At 64.5% G+C, this 17,461-nt stretch carries 17 protein-coding genes and 4 pseudogenes; all 21 read right to left on the reverse strand.

Going from position 1 to position 17,461, the window contains the following annotated elements:
- Positions 1 to 69: 69 nt before the first annotated feature.
- A complete protein-coding gene (locus ACFQT0_RS26925; RefSeq protein ID WP_380206321.1) occupies positions 70 to 666 on the reverse strand; it encodes a hypothetical protein in 597 nt (198 codons plus the stop codon).
- A gap of 12 nt (positions 667 to 678) precedes the next feature.
- Positions 679 to 1,905: an efflux RND transporter periplasmic adaptor subunit gene (locus ACFQT0_RS26930; RefSeq protein ID WP_380206322.1), complete on the reverse strand. Its 1,227-nt coding sequence runs from the start codon at positions 1,903 to 1,905 to the stop codon at positions 679 to 681.
- Positions 1,902 to 2,663, reverse strand: a complete 762-nt coding sequence (locus tag ACFQT0_RS26935; RefSeq protein ID WP_380206323.1) for an efflux RND transporter periplasmic adaptor subunit — start codon at positions 2,661 to 2,663, stop codon at positions 1,902 to 1,904. Before ACFQT0_RS26935 ends, ACFQT0_RS26930 begins: the two co-directional genes overlap by 4 nt.
- Complete coding sequence (locus ACFQT0_RS26940) at positions 2,645 to 3,133, reverse strand: efflux RND transporter periplasmic adaptor subunit (RefSeq protein WP_380206324.1); 489 nt, start codon at positions 3,131 to 3,133, stop codon at positions 2,645 to 2,647. Before ACFQT0_RS26940 ends, ACFQT0_RS26935 begins: the two co-directional genes overlap by 19 nt.
- Positions 3,117 to 3,611 carry a TolC family protein gene (locus ACFQT0_RS26945; protein WP_380206325.1) on the reverse strand — a complete coding sequence of 165 codons (495 nt, stop codon included), beginning with the start codon at positions 3,609 to 3,611 and terminating at the stop codon, positions 3,117 to 3,119. Before ACFQT0_RS26945 ends, ACFQT0_RS26940 begins: the two co-directional genes overlap by 17 nt.
- The gene (locus tag ACFQT0_RS26950; RefSeq protein ID WP_380206326.1) at positions 3,608 to 4,354 is read right to left on the reverse strand and encodes a TolC family protein; all 747 of its coding nucleotides are present in this window, start codon (positions 4,352 to 4,354) and stop codon (positions 3,608 to 3,610) included. The genes ACFQT0_RS26945 and ACFQT0_RS26950 overlap by 4 nt, the downstream gene beginning before the upstream one ends.
- 16 nt (positions 4,355 to 4,370) lie before the next feature.
- Positions 4,371 to 4,625 carry an efflux RND transporter permease subunit gene (locus tag ACFQT0_RS26955; protein WP_380206327.1) on the reverse strand — a complete coding sequence of 85 codons (255 nt, stop codon included), beginning with the start codon at positions 4,623 to 4,625 and terminating at the stop codon, positions 4,371 to 4,373.
- 47 nt (positions 4,626 to 4,672) lie between these two features.
- Positions 4,673 to 7,634 (reverse strand): annotated as a pseudogene (locus ACFQT0_RS26960) (efflux RND transporter permease subunit).
- 54 nt (positions 7,635 to 7,688) lie between these two features.
- Entirely contained in the window at positions 7,689 to 8,705 is a 1,017-nt protein-coding gene (locus ACFQT0_RS26965) for an HAD-IC family P-type ATPase (RefSeq protein ID WP_380206328.1), read from the reverse strand.
- Positions 8,706 to 8,790: 85 nt separating this feature from the next.
- A pseudogene (locus tag ACFQT0_RS26970) lies at positions 8,791 to 8,859 on the reverse strand (hypothetical protein); the annotation flags it as partial.
- 187 nt (positions 8,860 to 9,046) lie between these two features.
- Positions 9,047 to 9,835: pseudogene (locus tag ACFQT0_RS26975) on the reverse strand (HAD-IC family P-type ATPase); the annotation flags it as partial.
- Positions 9,811 to 10,155, reverse strand: coding sequence for a P-type ATPase (locus ACFQT0_RS26980; protein ID WP_380206329.1), 345 nt, complete (start codon positions 10,153 to 10,155; stop codon positions 9,811 to 9,813). The gene ACFQT0_RS26980 and the pseudogene ACFQT0_RS26975, both read right to left, overlap by 25 nt.
- Complete coding sequence (locus ACFQT0_RS26985; protein WP_380206330.1) at positions 10,140 to 10,403, reverse strand: cation-transporting P-type ATPase; 264 nt, start codon at positions 10,401 to 10,403, stop codon at positions 10,140 to 10,142. Before ACFQT0_RS26985 ends, ACFQT0_RS26980 begins: the two co-directional genes overlap by 16 nt.
- A 289-nt stretch (positions 10,404 to 10,692) precedes the next feature.
- Complete coding sequence (locus ACFQT0_RS26990; RefSeq protein WP_380206331.1) at positions 10,693 to 11,487, reverse strand: hypothetical protein; 795 nt, start codon at positions 11,485 to 11,487, stop codon at positions 10,693 to 10,695.
- Positions 11,432 to 11,908, reverse strand: a complete 477-nt coding sequence (locus ACFQT0_RS26995; RefSeq protein ID WP_380206332.1) for a family 1 glycosylhydrolase — start codon at positions 11,906 to 11,908, stop codon at positions 11,432 to 11,434. Before ACFQT0_RS26995 ends, ACFQT0_RS26990 begins: the two co-directional genes overlap by 56 nt.
- Positions 11,909 to 12,193: 285 nt before the next feature.
- Positions 12,194 to 13,192 (reverse strand): DUF4396 domain-containing protein, encoded by a 999-nt coding sequence (locus tag ACFQT0_RS27000; RefSeq protein WP_380206333.1) that lies wholly within the window; start codon positions 13,190 to 13,192, stop codon positions 12,194 to 12,196.
- A gap of 54 nt (positions 13,193 to 13,246) precedes the next feature.
- Positions 13,247 to 13,555: a phosphoribosylpyrophosphate synthetase gene (locus ACFQT0_RS27005; protein WP_380206334.1), complete on the reverse strand. Its 309-nt coding sequence runs from the start codon at positions 13,553 to 13,555 to the stop codon at positions 13,247 to 13,249.
- 307 nt (positions 13,556 to 13,862) lie between these two features.
- Entirely contained in the window at positions 13,863 to 14,504 is a 642-nt protein-coding gene (locus ACFQT0_RS27010; protein WP_380206335.1) for a helix-turn-helix domain-containing protein, read from the reverse strand.
- The gene (locus tag ACFQT0_RS27015) at positions 14,494 to 14,871 is read right to left on the reverse strand and encodes a cupredoxin domain-containing protein (RefSeq protein ID WP_380206336.1); all 378 of its coding nucleotides are present in this window, start codon (positions 14,869 to 14,871) and stop codon (positions 14,494 to 14,496) included. Before ACFQT0_RS27015 ends, ACFQT0_RS27010 begins: the two co-directional genes overlap by 11 nt.
- Positions 14,872 to 14,904: 33 nt before the next feature.
- Positions 14,905 to 16,119, reverse strand: coding sequence for a heavy metal translocating P-type ATPase (locus ACFQT0_RS27020; RefSeq protein WP_380206337.1), 1,215 nt, complete (start codon positions 16,117 to 16,119; stop codon positions 14,905 to 14,907).
- Positions 16,064 to 17,397, reverse strand: a pseudogene (locus ACFQT0_RS27025) (heavy metal translocating P-type ATPase). Before ACFQT0_RS27025 ends, ACFQT0_RS27020 begins: the two are co-directional and overlap by 56 nt.
- Between the last annotated feature and the right edge of the window lie 64 nt (positions 17,398 to 17,461).

The raw sequence follows: 17,461 nt of genomic DNA on the forward strand, positions 1-17,461 counted from the left end.
TGTACTTCTGACCGCTATTATGGATGCCTGGCAGGGCCCGGCCTGATGTCATCAGGCAGCAAGAAGGTTTTAATGAGGGCCTGCACCGCCCGTCCGGCTCTGGCGTAGCAGCCAGTTAACTTTGGTCATGCGATGGTAGGTATCGTACCCCGTCAGGTCCCCACCCGAGTGAAACTGCGCATCCAGCAGGTCGTGAAACGCATGGTTGTCCGGAAAGGCACGCTTCAGCGTCAGTAGGGTCAGGGGCTGCACCGGAGCCTGCGCGGACGGGCTGAAGTACAGCCGTACGGAGCCGGGGTTCTTGCCCACCGCCGGCTGCTCCACCTTGTAGAGCAGGACTTCCTCTCCGGGATTCAGGATGGGGTAGTGCTCGAAGTTGGAGGCAAAGCGGTAGTCCCGGCCATCGCAATCGCGAAACCCGAACAGGCTGTCTTTGGCCAGCTGATACACCTTCCCGCCATGCTTCACCGTCATCAACTGCTTGCCCCTGAATTCGTGCAGGCGCAATTTGTGAGTCGCCGTCTTGCAGTCCACGGCCAGCGTGAGGCGGTGCTGGCGGAAGTCTGCGGCGGAACGGTAGATGCCGCTACCCAACGCCCCGGCCTGGCCCCAGGAATCGGTGGATAGCCCAAAAATTCCTGCCAGGGCCAACAATAAGCTTTTCATACTATGGTGGGGTTAGGTGGTTTCCAATTCTCTAAGCAGCTGCCTTGGGCCGGTCACATGGGCATGTTGGCCATGCTTCCGCTGCCCCGCCGCAGCTCCCGCTCGCTTTCCAGCAGGTACGCCCCGGAGGACACAACCCGCTCCCCGTCGTGCACGCCGCTGAGCAGGCTCGACGTAGCTGCCGGCCCGGCGGCCGGTGCGAATCATGCGCCGCTCGAACACCGTCGGGGCAGTTTGCACCCAGGCCGTGGTCATCGTCCCGATGTAGAGGGCCGTGAAGGGAACGGTCAGCCCACGCCGGGCAGCCGAACCCAGCTGCACCGTGGCCATCATCCCCGGGCGCAGCTGCCCCGCGGGGTTGACCACGCGCAGCCGCACCAGGGTAATGCGGCTGTTTTCTGCCAGCGCAGGCCGCTCGTCCACGAGGTGGGCCGGGAACGTCTGCCCGGGATAGGCCTCTAGCTCCACTGCCGCCCGACCCAGCTGCCGCAGCTCGGTCAGCTCGGTGGGGTAGAGCTGGGCCTCGACCCATACCGTGGCGGAGTTGGTAATGCGCAGCAGCGGGGTTCCCTGCGTCACGTACTGCCCCTCCCGCACCAGCAGCTCCGCCAGGTAGCCGCTGGCTGGGGAGTCGAAGCGCAGGGTGGCGGGCAGCTGCCGGGCTGACGCCAGCGCTGCCAGCTGCGCGGCGCTTACGCCCTGCAGCCGCAGCTTGCGGGCCGCATTGGCCGACAGGGACGGGGCGCCGACATTGGGCTCTTCCGCCCGCTCGCGCAGCGTGCGCCGGTACTCCTGCGCATCGGCGAGCAGCGTTTCGCTGTACAGACCGTAAAGGGGCTGCCCGCGCCGGACCGGCTGCCCGGGGGTGTTCGCGTAAAGGTGGTCCAGGCGCCCGGCCGCGCGGGCGCTGACCACTACGGTCTGGGTTTCATCAGACACCACCGTGCCCAGCACCTGCTGCCCGGAGAAAAGGCCCCGGGGCGTTACAACCACGATTTCCAGGCCGGCCCGCGCCTGCTGGCCGGCGTCGAGGGTCAGGGTATCCGCGGCCGGGCCGGCGGATGACGACCCGGCATGCTGGTGCGCGGAACCATCCGCGGGTGGCGCGGCAGGCTTGCTGCCCTGGTCGGCTGAACCGCTCGTGCGGGGCTGGCAGGCGCTGAGCAGCCCCAGGCCCAGCAGGAGGCCAACGGCTGCCTGCCGAAGGAAGCAGGCGATAGGGTGCATTCTTTCGCTCATGGCTGCAAGTCAATAAAGCTTTCACTGTCGACGAGGTAGCCAGCATTGCGAGCCACCTTTTCACCCGGCGCCAGCCCGCCCCGGATGGCCACCATGGGGCCGCCCAACGGCCCCGTGCTCACGGCGCGCGCCTCGAACAGCCGGTGCCCGCCGGCCGTGGGCCCGCGGTATACCCACACCAGCCGGCGGCGCCCCAGGTCGTACACGCTGGCGGCAGGCAGTTGCAGGCCGGCCGGCGCCTGGGCTTCCAGGGTGCCGGTGAGCAGGGAGTTGATTTTGAGTTGCCCATCCGGATTCGGCAGGTACACCCGCAGCTGCAGCAGCTTCTGGTTGGGGCCGTAGGCCGGCTCGACGTAAGCCACCCGGCCTTCCAAAACCTGACCCGGAGCCTGCTCGCTGCGCAGGAGCACGCGCTGGCCGGTCCGCACCCGGGCCACGTAGCGCGCCTCCACGGCCAGAATCCCCCATACATGGCGCAGGTCATTGATGCGAAGCAGCGGCCGGCCGCGCTCCACGTAGTCCCCTTCGCGGAGCAGGCTCGCGGCGGGCGCCGACAGGTCGGCCGGCGCTGCCGGTGCCGGCCCTTCGCCCATGCCAGCAGCGTCGCCCATGCCCACCCCGCTGGCCATGCCGCTGGGGGCGGGCATGGGCGACGCTGCCGCTCCTTCCCCGGGTACCACGTAGCCCGCGTAGGGGCTCACGATGGGCACAGTGGGCACGAGTCCCTTGCCACTGGAAGTTAAGTGAGCGGCCGACAAACCCAGCAGCAGCAGGCGGGTGCGGGCCCGGCGGACCAGGTCCGCGTCGCCCCCTGGGCGAGCAGGTACTGGTACTCGGCTAGCGCCGTGTTCAGCTCGGGGCTATACAGGTCCAGCAGCTTCTGCCCTTTGGTGACGGCCTGGTAGTTATAGCGCACGTACAGGTGCTCTACCCGCCCTCCGACGCGGGCAGCCACCTGCCGCTCCCGCCGCGGGTCGGGCGCCACGTAGCCGGTGAGCGGAATGGTATCGGCCGGGCCCGCCGCAACGGGGCTGACCAGAGGCTGGGCCGACACGACCAGCCGGCTGGGCGACTGCGCCAGGTAGGCCACGTGGGGAGGCAGTCCGGAGGCGGGTGCTGGTAACGCGCGCGGTGGCTCGGTGCCACCACAGTTGTACAAAGCGCCAACCAGCAGGGCCAGCACCCCCAGCGTCCCGCAGCGGAAAAGGAAGTTACTGCTCGGTTTCATAGTCGTAGCCGGCTTGCAGGCCCAGGGCCCGCTCGTAGGTATCCCAGTACTCCATCTGCTTCATCAGCAGCATCTGCCAGGCATCGAGCAGCTCAAACAGGTTGCCCGTCGTCTGCCGGTACGCCAGCTGCTGCACCTCGAACGTGCGACGGTAGGCCGGCAGGATGCGCTGCCGGTAATTCTGCAGCTGCTGCCCGGCGGCCTGCAGCTGGCTGCGCTTTTCGGCCACCGCCCGCCGGGCCTGCCGCTGCCGGGCCTGCTGCTGCAGGCGCAGCTCGTCCAGCTGCAGGGTCATCGCCTGCGTTTCCGAGCGGTACATGCGCGCCGACCAGGGCACGACCGGCACCGTGACCATGCCCATCAGGGCGTAGCGGTTGGCCATGCCGGCCGTCATCTGCATGTGCTCGAAGCGCACGCCGAAGTCGGGCTTGCGCCCCAGCCCGGCCAGCTGCCGCTCCAGCCGGGTGGTTTGAATCATGGCCTCGGCAGCGGCCAGGTCGCTGCGCCGCGCCACGGTGGTGTCGCTCCACTCCGCCCGCAACAGTTGGGTGGTGTCGAGCTGGAACCCCTGGTCCAGGGCTGCCCCAGCAGGGTGTTGAGGGTGAAGTTGCTTTCGCGAATGGTGGCGAGCAGGGCCGCATCCGTGTTGTCGAGTTCCTGAAGCTGGGCCTCCGCTTTGTAGAGGGTACCCAGCGGCGCCTGGTTGTAGGTGTACCGGTCGCGGGTGAGAGCCACCAGGCGCGCCAGAGTGCGGCGGCTCCCTGTGAGCACCTGCCGCTTATGCTCGGCCGCGTACCGCTGGAAGTAGGCCATACGGGCCATGGCGCGCAGTTCGTTGAGCTCCCATCGCTGCTCAGCGCGTGCCACCTGGACCTGGGAGAGCAGCAGGTCGCGCCGGGCCCGCAGCTTGGCGGGGTTGGTCAGCATCTGCTCCACCGAGAAGACCGCCCCGGCCTGGTTTTCCGGCGAGTCCATTTCCTTCAGGATGGCGGTACGGTAAGGAAACTGGCTCACGCCCACCCCCACCTGGGGCGGCATCTGACTGCGCGCCCCCGCGGCCCGGGCTTCCAACCCCTGCGCCCGGCGCTGGTAAGCCGCCAGGGAGGGGTAACGGGCCTCCACTTCCGCCAGCACCTGCGCCAGCGACCGGGTTGGAACTGACTGGGCCGGAACCCGCGCGGGGAACAGGACAGCAGCGGCCAGCAGAAGGAGGAAGAGCAAGGGACGGTACATGGCATTAATTCTGAAGGGAGAGGTAAGTGAGCTGGCCCGTACGGCGCCATTCCCACTCTTTGACCAGGGCAAAAAGCGTGGGCACCACAATCAGCGCGTACAGCGTTGAGGACACCAACCCAAAGACGTAGGGCAGCGCCAGCGGCCGCATTAAATCGCTGCCCACCCCGGTGGCGGCCAGCACGGGAAACAAGCCCAGCATATCCACCACCACGGTCATCAGCACCGGACGGATGCGGAGCACGGCCCCGGCAAACACCGCATTCTCGATGTCCTGCTGGGTAATCGGCGCCGGGGCGGGCGCCGTTACCCCGACCTCGTCCGCTGTGGTGCCGGCTGGGGGAACTGCGGTTGGCGGGAACGGACCAGGTTTTCCAGCGCCTGGTTCAGGTATACCAGCAGCAGTACCCCCGTTTCCATGGCCACCCCGAACAGGGCGATAAAGCCCACCGCCACTGAAACGGAGAAGTTAACGCCGTAGAGGTGCAGCGAGTAGATGCCCCCGAGCAGGGCCAGCGGCATGCCGGAAAGGACAATTAGCACCTCGCGCAGGGCCTTGAACGTGAAGTAGAGAATAAAGCAGATGACCAGCAACACCCCAGGGATGATGAGCTGCAGGCGCTTTTGGGCGCTGACCTGGTTTTCGTACTGCCCGCTCCACTCGATGTAGTAGCCCTGCGGCAGGCGCGGAAAGTGCTTGGCTACCCGCTCCTTGGCCTCATTCACCACCCCACCCATGTCGCGGCCGCGCACGTTGAAGAGCACCGTGCCCCGCAGCAGGGCATTTTCGGAGTTAATCATGGCCGGCCCCTCGGTCAGGCGCAGGGTGGCCACGGCTGAGAGCGGCACCGGGCCGAACTGGCTGGTTTGCACCGGTACCCGGGCCAGCGCGGTCAGGTTATTGCGAAAATCCTGGGCCAGGCGCACGCTGATGGTAAACCGCTCCCGTTTCTCCACGGTGGTGCCGATGCGGGCCCCGCCCAGCGCCGTCTCGATGATGGTGCCCACATCGTCCACGTCCAGCCCGTAGCGGGCCAGCTCGCCGCGGCGCACGTCGATTTCCAGGTACTTGCCGCCCGTCAGGGGCTCCACGTACAAATCCACGAGGCCCGGGATGCCGGTGATAACCTGCCGCACCTGCTGGGCCAGCACGTAAATGCTGTCCAGGTCGCGCCCGTAAATCTTCACGCCCACGTCGGTGCGGATGCCGGTGCTCAGCATGTTGATGCGGTTGATGATGGGCTGGGTCCAGGCCACGGACACCCCGGGATGCGCACCCGCTCGTTCATCTCGGCAATCAGGCGCTCCTTCGTCATGCCCTCGCGCCACTGCGCGCGTGGCTTGAGCAGAATGACTGTCTCAATCATGCTCAGCGGGGCATTGTCGGTGGCCGTGTTGGCGCGGCCGGCCTTGCCCAGCACGTTGGCCACCTCCGGAAAGCTTTTCAACAGCTTGTCCTGCACCTGCAGAATGCGCTTGGCCTCAGTGTAGGACACGTCGGGCAGCGTGGTGGGCATCATCAGCAGGGAGCCCTCGTCGAGGGGGGCATGAACTCGGTGCCCGTGCGCAGCACCACCGGGATGCTGACCAGAATCAGGGCCAGCACCAGCACCAGCACGGTCTTTTTCCAACGCAAACACAGGCGCACGACCGGGGCAAACACGAGGATGAAAAAGCGCGAGACGGGGTTGCGGCTGTTGGGAATGAGCTTGCCCTTGAGCAGCACGCCCATGGTCATGGGCAGAATAAACACCGCCACGAAGGCCGAGCCCATCATGCAGAAGGTCTTGGTGAGCACCAGCGGGGTGAACAGCTTCTTTTCCTGCCCGGTCAGCAGCAGGATGGGGGCAAAGGAGACGAGCGTGATGAGGATGGAAGACACCACCGCCCGCCCGATGGTGCGGGCCGACTGCTCCACCAGCCTGGAGGCGCTCGGCTTCGGGCAGCTCCCGGGTATGTCCGATGCGGGGCTTGTCCATCAGTACTCGCCTTTTTGCTCGTCCAGGCCCACTACTCGTTCGGTGAGCTGGCGGTAGGCATTTTCCGCCATGACGATGCCCGAGTCCACCAAATCGCCCACGGCCAGGGCCACGCCACCCAGCGACATCAGGTTAGAGTCCACCCCAAAGAGCTTCATCAAAATAAACCCGATGAGAATGGACAAGGGAATGTTGATGATGGCCACCAGCCCCGAGCCAAAGTGGAACAGAAACACCAGCACCACGATGCAGACCACGATGACCTCTTCCGAGATGGCTTCCTTGACCGTATCAATGGCCGCGGCAATCAAGTCGCTGCGGTCATACGCCACTTTAAACTTGACCCCGGGCGGCAGGCCCTTCTGCACGTCCGCGAGGCGGGTTTTAACGCGCGCGATGACCTGCTGGGCATTCTCCCCGTAGCGCATCACTACGATGCCGCCCACTACTTCGCCCTCCCCGTTTTCCTCCGTGATTCCCAGGCGCAGGTCGGCGCTCATCTGCACCGTGGCCACGTCGCGGATGCGGACAGGCACTGACTTGTACTGGCCCAGCGGGATGCTTTGGATGTCTTCCACGCTTTTGATGTAGCCCAGGCCTTTAACCAGGTAGCCCGCGCGGTTCTGCTCGAACAGGCTGCCGCCCACGTCGCGGTTGTTGCGATTGATGGCGCTGATGACCTTGGTCAGGGGCACACCGTAATAAAGCAGCTTGTCGGGGTTGACACTCACCTGGTACTGCTTCTGAAAACCGCCGAAGGACGCCACTTCACTTACCCCCTCCACGTTCTGCAGGGCAAACTTCACGTACCAGTCCTGCAGGGCGCGCAGCTCGCCCAGGTCGTAGTCCGGGGCCTGCAGCGTGTACCAGAACACGTGGCCCACGCCCGTTCCATCGGGGCCCAGCGAGGGCGTGATGCCGGGCGGCAGGAACTTCTGCGCGTAGTTGAGCCGCTCCAGCACCCGCGAGCGGGCCCAGTAAATGTCCACGTCGTCCTGGAAGATGACGAATACGAAGCTCATCCCGAACATGGAGGCTGCCCGAATCGACTTGAGCCGGGGCACCCCCTGCAGGTTGGAAACCAGCGGGTACGTGACCTGGTCTTCCATGATTTGAGGGTTGCGCCCCATCCACTCCGTGTAAATGATGACCTGGTTCTGCGACAAATCCGGGATGGCGTCCACCGGGGTGGTGTAGATGGAATAGATACCCCCGGCCACAATCAGGCCCATGAGCAGGCTCACCCAGAAACGGTTATGGACCGACCACGAAATGAGGCGCTCTAACATGGTTAAGGGGTTTGAAACGGCTAAAAAGGCAGGGTTGCAGCGGGCCGGCACTCGTCAGGGGCCGGTCGCGGGCCAGGGTGGCGCCGGGGGCAAAGCCGGCGGGTCGGCAAGTCCCGCGACGGCCGGAAAGAACCAGTAGTGATACAGCTGCCCGAGCACCAGCACCAGCAAGCCGGCACTGCCAGCCAGGAGCCCGTCCCAGCCGCTGAGCGGGTAGAGGTCCAGCGCCTGGCGGGTCAGCGGGAAGGAATACACCCCGAGCACCAGCAGCAGGCACAGGCCGGTGGCGTACCAGGCGTAGGGGTTGCGCACAACTTCGTTGCGGGCCAGTGAGAGCCCCGGCGTACCCAGGTTGAAGACGTGCGCCAGCTGCCCCAACACCAGCGCTAAAAACAGGATGTTATTGCACAGCGCCGGATTCCACTGTTCCCCCTCGTGGAGGACAAAATGACTGATGAGCACCGCCCCCAGGCTGGTCAGGCCAATGATGCCGGCGTAGACCAGCAGGCGCTGCCAGTGCGGGCGGGTGAGCAGCGCCTCGGCCGTCGGGCGGGGCCGCTGCTGCATGATGGTGACCGAGCCCGGCGTCACGCCCAGGGCCAGGGCCGGCAGCACGTCGGTGACCAGGTTGATAAACAGAATCTGCAGCGGCACCAGCTGAAAGTGCAGGTTCATCACCGAGGCCGCACCGATGACCAGCAGCTCGCTCAGGTTGCAGGAGAGCAGGTACATCACGAATTTGCGGATGTTCTCAAAGATGGTCCGGCCCTGGCGGATGGCCAGCACAATGGAGGGGAAGGCATCGTCCTGCAGCACCATGTCGGCCACTTCCTGCGCCACCTGGGTGCCGCGCAGCCCCATGGCAATGCCAATGTCGGCCTGTTTGAGGGCGGGCGCGTCGTTGACCCCGTCGCCGGTCATGCCCACCACCTCGCCCGCGTCCTGCAGCACGCGAATCAAATCCAGCTTCTGCTGAGGGCTGACCCGCGCGAAGACCCGCGTGGCGGCCCAGCGCTGGCGGGCCACCGCATCCAGCTGCTCGTAGGCGGCCATATCCCGGCCGACCAGCACGCTCTCGGGGTCCGCACCCCGGCAGAATACCCAGGCGCTGGGCAATGTTGCGGGCCGCCGCCGGGTGGTCGCCGGTAATCATCACCACCCGGATGCCGGCGGATTGGGCTTCCGCCACGGCGGGGGCCACATCCGGCCGGGGCGGGTCGAGCATGGTAAACAGGCCCACGAACACCAGGCTCACGAAGCAGCTCCGGGTCGGGCGCGGTAGTTTCTTTATAGGCTACGCCCAGCACCCGCAGGCCGGTAGCCGCCAGCGCGTCGGCGCGCTGCAGCCACTGCCCACGCGTGGCCTCGTCCAGCACCGCCCGTCCCGTAGCCTGGAGCAGGGCTGTGCAGCGGGGCAGCAGCTCCTCGACTGCGCCTTTGGCGTACACGGTGGAGGGTGTGGCCGCAGCCCCCGCGTGCAGGGTCGCCATGAGCTTGGTTTCCGAGGAGAACGGTTCTTCCCCAAGCTTGGGGAAGGCGGCCCGCAGCGCGGCGACGTCGGTGCCGCCCGCGTGGGCAAACCGCAGCAGGCCCGTTTCCAGGGGGTCGCCCGTTTCGCTCAGTTCGGTAGAGGCAAAATCGACGGTGGCGGTGTTGCAGAGCACGGCGGCCCGCAGTGCTACCGTCAGGTCAGGAGCGGGTGACTCCGCCAGCGCGGGCAGCGAGCCCGCCGTCACTTCCCGCGCCGGGGTAATCAAGCCTGTGACCGTAATGCGGTTCTCGGTTAAGGTTCCGGTTTTATCGGTGCAGATGATGCTGGTGCCGCCCAGCGTTTCCACGGCCGCCAGCTTCTTCACGACCACCCGGTGGCGGGCCATGCGCAGCATGCCCTGCGCCAGAGCCAGGGTGGCCACAATGGGCAGCCCCTCCGGGACAGCGGCCACCGCCAGCGCAATGCTGGTTTCCACCATCTCCAGCCAGGGCTGGCCGTTGAGCAGACCGGCCGCGAACACCACTATCACCAGCCCGACCGCGACTTTAATCAGGGTGCGGGTAAACACGGCCAGCTTCTCCTCCAAAGGGGTAGCTGCCTGCTCAGCCGTTTGGACCAGATGGGCAATGCGGCCTAGCTCGGTGCCCATGCCGGTGGCCGTGACCAGGGCGTGGGCATTGCCCTTCACGATGCTGGTGCCCTTAAACACGGCGTTGGTTTGCTCGGCCAGCGGCAGCCCCGGGGTAGGGGAGCCGGCTGCTTTTCCGCCGGCAGGGACTCTCCGGTCAGGGCTGACTCGTTGACCAGCAGCTGCGCCGTATCCAGCAGGGTGGCATCGGCCGGCACCAGGTCGCCGGCTTCGAGAAACAGCACGTCGCCCGGGACCACGGCTTCAGCGCTGATGGACGTCAGCAAGCCGTCACGAACCACGCGCGCCAGCACCAGCGCCAGCTGCTGCAGGGCCTCCATCGAGACCTGTGCCTGTACTTCCATGTAGTAGCCGATGGCGGCATTCACGAAAATAACCACCAGGATGGCCGCGCCATCCTGCCCCTCGCCCAGGAAAAGGAAACCCCGGCCGCCAGCAGCATCAACAGCACCAGGGCCGAGGCAAACTGGCTCCGCAGAATAACCCACCGGCTCCGGGCCGCCTCGTGCACGATGGCATTGGGTCCCACCTCGGCCAGCCGCCGCGCCGCTTCCGTGCTGCTCAGGCCCGGCCGCCCGGCCGGCCGAGATGGGTTAACGGAAGGCGCAGGGTGCAGCAGGACGGCCATCGCAATGAAAGTTGAGAGCAGATTACCAGGACTCCGGGGCGGAGCCCCGACCGCTTCCGGATTCGGACGCGGCTGGCGGGTGACTTATAAACTGGTGGGCGACTTATAAAATAGTATATAATTCAATTTACACTAGGAATAATATCAACACCTAACCTGTTGACCTCACCTGGCAGCCGGTGATCAAGCGGACAGAACAAAAGAAAGCTGGTTGCTCAAGCCAATGCATGACACCTGACTACCTGGCAAATGATTTATATCAAGCTGTTAGCCAGCTGTACCGGGCTCACTAGAAATTATAGATGTGAAGGCCGTAGCATTCCGATGTAAGCTCTGGCTTCCACTTGCTGACCAGGGATTTATAGGCTTCCCCGACGGGGCGCACCCGGCGGTCCAGGTCGTAAAGGCCCAGCCGGTTGACCCGGTGGTGGTTGCCCCGCAGGCAGGTATCCCAGTCCACCTGGTCCAGCAGACTGTACCAGGTAAAGCCGACGATGGGCACGCCATCCTGTTTGAGACGGTGCACGTTGGCCCATTCCTTGCGCAGCCAGAGCACCGCCTCCGGGTCTTCGCGGTTGGTTTCCGTGTGCATTACGGGCAGGCGGTAGCGGCTGAAATACTGGTGGGTGATGGAGTAGTAGCCGAAAATTTCGCCCGATTCGCTGGTGCTGCCATCCTCGTGCACCAGGTGCTCGTTGCTCTGGTAGTAATCGTTGCCCATCACGCAGTGGCGCTTGACGGTGTTCTGTCGAAACCACTCGTACTCCTGCCGCTGCATGCCGTTATCCAGCAGGTACGTGTACAGGCTGGCCTTGACCTCATGCCCGTAAGTGAGGTCGAAGGCCAGGAAGCGCTTTTCATTGAGAAAGGCCGTGTGCTGCAGGCAGCGCTCGGAAGGCTCCTCGGCGTGGAAGTATTCGGTGGCCTCGCTTTGAATGAAGATGGCCCGGGGCTGCACGCTCAGGATGGCGTGCATGGCCTGCAGGTTGGCCCGGCACAGGTTGCTGAGGGCCGTGACAAAAGAAGTATCACCGGTCAGGCACTCGTTCCACCAGCCCAGGCTGGGCCGAGAAGGTGGCCGCAATCATAATCTCATTAACCGGGGTGTAAAACCGCAGGTGGGGGTAGCGGCGGGCAAAAGCCTGGGCATACTCCGCAAAGTAGGTGGGCCAGTCTTTATTTTGAAAGTTGCCCAGCCAGTCCGGCACCCCGAAATGGCACAGGTCCACGATGGGCTCAATGCCCAGCTCCCGGAGCCGGGTAAAGGTGGCATCGGCCCAGCTCCAGTCATAGCGCCCGGGACCCAGGTGGGTGGCATAGTATGGGGGCCCGAAGCGCAGATAGGTCAGGCCCAGCTCCCGCACCAGCTGAAAGTCCTCGGGCCAGCGCTGGTCATGCTGCGTCAGCTGCATTTCATCTACCCGCAGGCGGCTGCCGTCCGGGAGGGAAATAACCGGGTAGCTGTTTTCAATTCCCGTGGCGAAGATGAAGGTGTTGTGCTCCATAACAATCGGCGCATAGCGGTGGAAGCCTGCCGTCGAAAGGGCATCGGCGACGCTACTCAGCAGGGTGGACGGCTGAGGGCTTGGTCCGACGAAGCAGTTGCTCCGTCACAACCACCAGCACGGCTTGACCGACTTGGGTTCAGCTAACTCATTGCAAGTACGTTACCTGTGCGCCGGGGATTTACCCGTAGGCGCTTCCGACTTACATAATTTGTACCTGGGAGCTGCTAGGAAGCCAGGACCGCAGTGTGCTGTGCCCAGGCGTGAGATTAGAAGTATTCGGCCCTACATGGAGTGCCCGGGCATCGCCGGCATGGGCTCGCCGGGCCGCATGGTCAGGTCCCCGTACCGGGCCGCCAGGTAATACCCCACTGCCAGCATTGCCAGTGTGAGCAGGGTCACCACGGCCTTGCGCAGCCCCGAAACCTGGGCGCCACTGCTCCTGTCCATGCCCGGCATAGTGGCCATGGCATGCCCTTGGTGGGCCGCCTCACCCTTGGCCGGTGTTGTCCCGTGGTGCATCCCGGCCATTGCAGCCATTGCCATAGGTTGCGGAGCACGCCCCGGAGTAGCTTCCTCCGCTACCGGCGTGCCGCCATGGCCCAAAGCCCGCTCGGTGCCCATGCCGTGCTTGAGCTTGTTCTTCACCAGCCAGTAATTTACCGGGTAGGCCACCACTACGCCCACCAGCGTGGCCGCCGACATCGAGGCCCAAAACCAGGGCGATGTAGCTTCCATGGCCCGCATGTCGCGGGTCATCAGAATAACCATGGTGGGCAGCATGCCGGCCATCATGGCGTTCATCGACATCCACTCCGGCAGGAACGACTCGCGCACAGCCTCCCCGTAGCTCAGGCCCATCATGTCCTTCATAAACAGGGCCTGGAAAATGAAGAGCCCGAAGCCAAAGCCGGCGGCGTACTCCAGCCAGATGTCCACCCCCATGCTCAACCCAAAGTAGCCGGTGATGGCAGCAGCCACGATAATACCCGTCGCGTCGCCCGCCGCGCAGTGAATAGTGGAGCCCACTGCCTGCTTCCACATGGGGGCCACGAACTGCTCATGGGTACCCAGCGAAGGCTCGCGGCAGGAAAACCAGTACACCAGCAGTCCCACCGGCCCGGTGTAGAGCGTCACCAGCACCCAGCCCCACTTCATCACCTTCATTGCCGGGGTGCTGGTAAACAGGTCCCAGGCAACGTAGGCCACCGATAGGGCGGTCAGGGCAAACCAAATCCACAACAGGTACTCGGGAAACAGCGGCTCCGACATCGGGTGCATCATGGGAAGGGAAGTAAACAGGTAGGAGTTAAAGGCTCCGGCAAAAAGGCCGGGGCTTTAGCGGGGCGGCAAACGCAGCCGGGCCTCCATGGCTGCCGTCAGCGGGTCGGCATACACGCCGTAAGCATTGACGAGCACGCCCCGCAGTCCCGGCTCAATGGCACTGATGGCATACAGAATCGACTGGTCGGCCGGGTCAGAAGGCCCCTCAAACCGGAAGAGCGAGTCGACCTGAAACTGTTCGGGCCGGAGCTGCAGGTCGTAGGCCGCGCAGTACAGGCAGTCGGGCCGCAGGTTGAAGTCTTCGGTGTAGCCGCGGCCGCGCAGCAGCTGCAGGGCGGAGGAGAGCGTGTCGGAGGGTTCCATAGAAGAAAGGGAAGGAGCAATGGTGAAGACCTGCTTCGGTGGGAGACCTAATGCCCAGCCGGCAGCATTCGACGCAATCGGGGGCCATATTCAGCAAATGCGCGGCCGGTAAAAAGAAAGGCCACGCCACCGGGTACCAGCAAGTGGAGAAGAGCAAGCACCACAGGCACAAGCCAGTAGCAAAGGAAGGCTTTGCCAGGTGCGACCTGAAGAACGGTTCAGTGCAACAGCCCCCCCTCTTCCTAACGGGCTAAGTCCCACCTGGTATGCTCACAATTCGCCCTCCGGCGTTGCAAAGTTTCAAGCGTTACGCCAAATCATGCAGGCTCAGCCGGCCCGCGCTGCCGGGGCCCAGGGCCTGAAAGTCGGACGGCGACATGCCCGTCACCTGCCGAAACTGGTTGGTCAGGTGCGCCGCGCTGCTGTAGCCCAGCAGGCGGGCCACTTCGGCCACCTTGGCATCCTGGTAGCTTAGCAGCTCCTTGGCGCGCTCCACTTTTTGGCGGATGATGTACTTCTCCAGCGTCAGGCCCTCGCGCAGCGAGAACTGGTGCGAGAGGTAGGCGTAGGACCGCCCCAGCCGCTCGCTGATAAAGTGGGAGTACGTCTGATAGGGCTGTTTCTCGGCCGGGGTGTAATGAATGAGCTCCACCACCAGGGCCTTCACCTGTTCCACCAGCTGGTCGCGCGGGTCATCGACGAGGGCGAAGCCGAACGCTTGCAGGGCGGCCTCCACCGCTGGCTCATCCACCGGGCTGCCATCGGCCATGCGCACGTTGGCGGCGCCCAGGGCCACATCGTCCACCACCAGCCCGGCCTTTTCCAGCTCGCGCTGCACCACCCGCAGGCAGCGGGGGCACACCATATTGCGAATGGAGAGGCGGCTGGCGCCGGCCGCGGGGCCGGCAAAACCGAAGTAGCGGACTGCAGCATCACACTTATTTAACAACCAGGCTACCCCGCAGCATGTGCATGCCGCAGGTGAACTCAAAGGTACCCGCCTGCTTGGGCAAAAACTCAATGGCCGTGGTTTTAAACGGGGCCAGGTCCCGCCGGATGTTGAAATCGGGCAGCAGCAGCTCTTCCGAGCAGGTACCTTCCTCGTCGCGGTAGAAATTCAGCTGCACCGGCTTGCCGTGCTCCACCTCGATGACGTTGGGTGAGTAGCCGCCCTTCACCACGATGTCGACCTGCTGCACGCCCGCCGACGAGGAAACGGCCGTGGCCACCCGGTGCGGCGCCAGAAAGAAAAACCAGCCGACAAACGCCAGCAGGCCCACCCCCACCAGGGTCACAATTAATTGAGTAGTATCCATGAGAACAAGAAAAAAGAATGAAGGAGCCCAGCGTTAGGCCGTGCGCTTGTAGCGGCGCAGGCGCAGCGAGTTGGTGAGCACCGACACCGAGCTCAGGGCCATGGCCGCGGCCGCCAGCATGGGCGAAAGCAGCCAACCGGTGAACGGGTACAGCAGCCCCGCCGCGATGGGAATGCCCAGGGTATTGTAGATAAAGGCAAAAAACAGGTTTTGCTTGATGGTGCGCATGGTATGGCGCGAGAGGTCAATGGCCGTCACCACACCCTCCAAGTCCGAGCGCATGAGCGTGATGCCGGCGGCTTCCATGGCCACGTCGGTGCCCCCACCCATGGCCAGCCCGATGTCGGCCTGGGCCAGGGCCGGCGCGTCGTTGATGCCGTCGCCCACCATGGCCACCACCCGGCCCTCAGCCTGCAGCTCTTTCACCTTGCCGGCTTTGTCGGCCGGCAGTACTTCGGCAAAGAAGCGTTTGATGCCCACCTGCTCGGCCACCTTGGCGGCCGTTTGCTGGTTGTCGCCGGTCATCATCACGACCTCGATGCCATCGGCTTGCAGGGCCTGAATGGCGGCCAGACTCGACTCGCGCACCGTATCGGCTACCCCAATCAGGGCGGCCACGTGCCCCCCAATGGCGGCGTACAGCACCGTTTTCGCCTGGCTCAGCAGTTGGGCGGCGGCTTGCTCGGTCTCACTGGAAAGCACCACGTTATGTTCACTCAGCAGGCGCCGGTTGCCAAGCAGAATCACTTGCCCGTCGACGGTGGCCCCGGCGCCCCGGCCCTCGTAGGCCTGAAACGCGGTGGCCGTTACCGGCATACTTCCGGGAGTAGCCCCTTGCGCATCGGCGTAGCGCACCACGGCTTCGGCCAGGGGATGCTCGCTCTGCCGCTCCACGGCCGCCAGCCGGGGCAGCAGGTGCGCGACCGAATCACCGTTGGTGGGCAAAAAGTCGGTCACGGCGGGCTCGCCCCGGGTAATGGTACCCGTTTTATCCAGCAGTACGGTGGTTACTTTTTCAGCTTTCTCCAGGGCTTCGGCGTTACGAATCAGCACGCCGTGCTCGGCTCCTTTGCCCGTGCCGACCATGATGGCCGTGGGCGTGGCCAGCCCCAACGCACAGGGACACGCAATGATGAGCACGGCCACAAAGTTGACCAAGGCCAGCGGCACGCGGCTGGCTTCGGGGGCAAAGTCAAACCAGAGCACGAACGTGGCAATGGCAATCATGATGACCACGGGCACGAACACGGCGCTGACCTTGTCGGCCAGCCTGCTGGATGGGCGCGCGGCTGCCTTGCGCTTCTTCTACCAGCTTCACTATTTGGGCCAGCATGGTTTCAGCGCCCACTTTACTTACCCGGAAGCGGAAGGAGCCCGTTTTGTTGAGGGTGGCCCCGAATACGTTGTCGCCCTCCTTTTTTCCACCGGCAGGCTTTCGCCGGTCAGCATGCTCTCGTCCACGGCCGAACGGCCGGTGAGAATCGTGCCGTCGGTGGCCACCTTCTCGCCCGGGCGCACCACCACTTCGTCGCCCACCACCACCTGCTCGATGGGCACATCTACTTCCTGACCGCCCCGCACCACGCGGGCCGTTTTGGCCTGCAAACCCATCAGGGCCTTGATGGCGGCCGAGGTCTTGGACTTGGCCCGGCTCTCCAGCACCTTGCCCAGTAGAATCAGCGCAATGATGGTGGCCGTGGTGTCGTAGTACACCTCCGGCATGATGCCGTGCTGCATAAACCAGTGCGGAATCAGCGTCGCTGCCAGGCTGTATAGGAAGGCGGCGCCGGTACCCACGGCAATGAGCGTGTCCATGCTGGCGGTGCGGTGCTTCAGGCCGTTCCAGGCCGACACGTAAAACTCCCGGCCGCTGTACAGCAACACCGGCAGCGTCAGCGCCAGCAGCACGTAATTGAGCACGGGCTTTGAGATGCGGCTCATCATGGCGGGCCACAGCATGAGCATGCTCAGCGGCATGATGAGAAGCGCTAACCCCACGGCCACCTGAAAGCGGCGCTTCAGGTTCTTGTAAGCGGCGGCTTTACGGGCGTCCAGCTCCTCGTCGGAAGCCAGCACGTTGGCGGCCACGGCCGGGCTGGCCTCGTGCACGCCGTAGCCGGCCTGCTCCACGGCAGCTTTCAGACCGGCACGGTCAATCTGGCTAGGCAGGTACTCGATAGTGGCCTTTTCGCTGGCCAGGTTGACAGTGGCACTGGTCACGCCGGGTGTGCGGCTCAGGGCCTTCTCTACGAAGTTGGAACAGGAGGCGCAGGTCATGCCCTCGATATTGAGCGTTGCCGTTTCGGACCCGGCGGCCGGCGCCGGGGAGGGCCAGCCGGAACCGGAGGCGCCGAGGGGTGATGATGAGTGGTTTCCATAGGAAGAATGATTCTGGGGAGCCGCACAATAGGCGGCCAGCAAAACAACATCATCTAAACTCCTTTCGGTTGGCAATAGATGTGTAGAATTGGGCTTTGCCCTTGCAACATTCGTGTCCCCCGCCAACATTCTGCCACGGTTGTACATGATTAAGCTGCCGAGCTTGTAAGATTTCCAGAGTTGGCAGCCCGTAGACCAGATGGGCAAGGCC

Source organism: Hymenobacter humi, from assembly GCF_042665855.1.
In the GTDB taxonomy this organism is placed as follows: domain Bacteria; phylum Bacteroidota; class Bacteroidia; order Cytophagales; family Hymenobacteraceae; genus Hymenobacter; species Hymenobacter humi.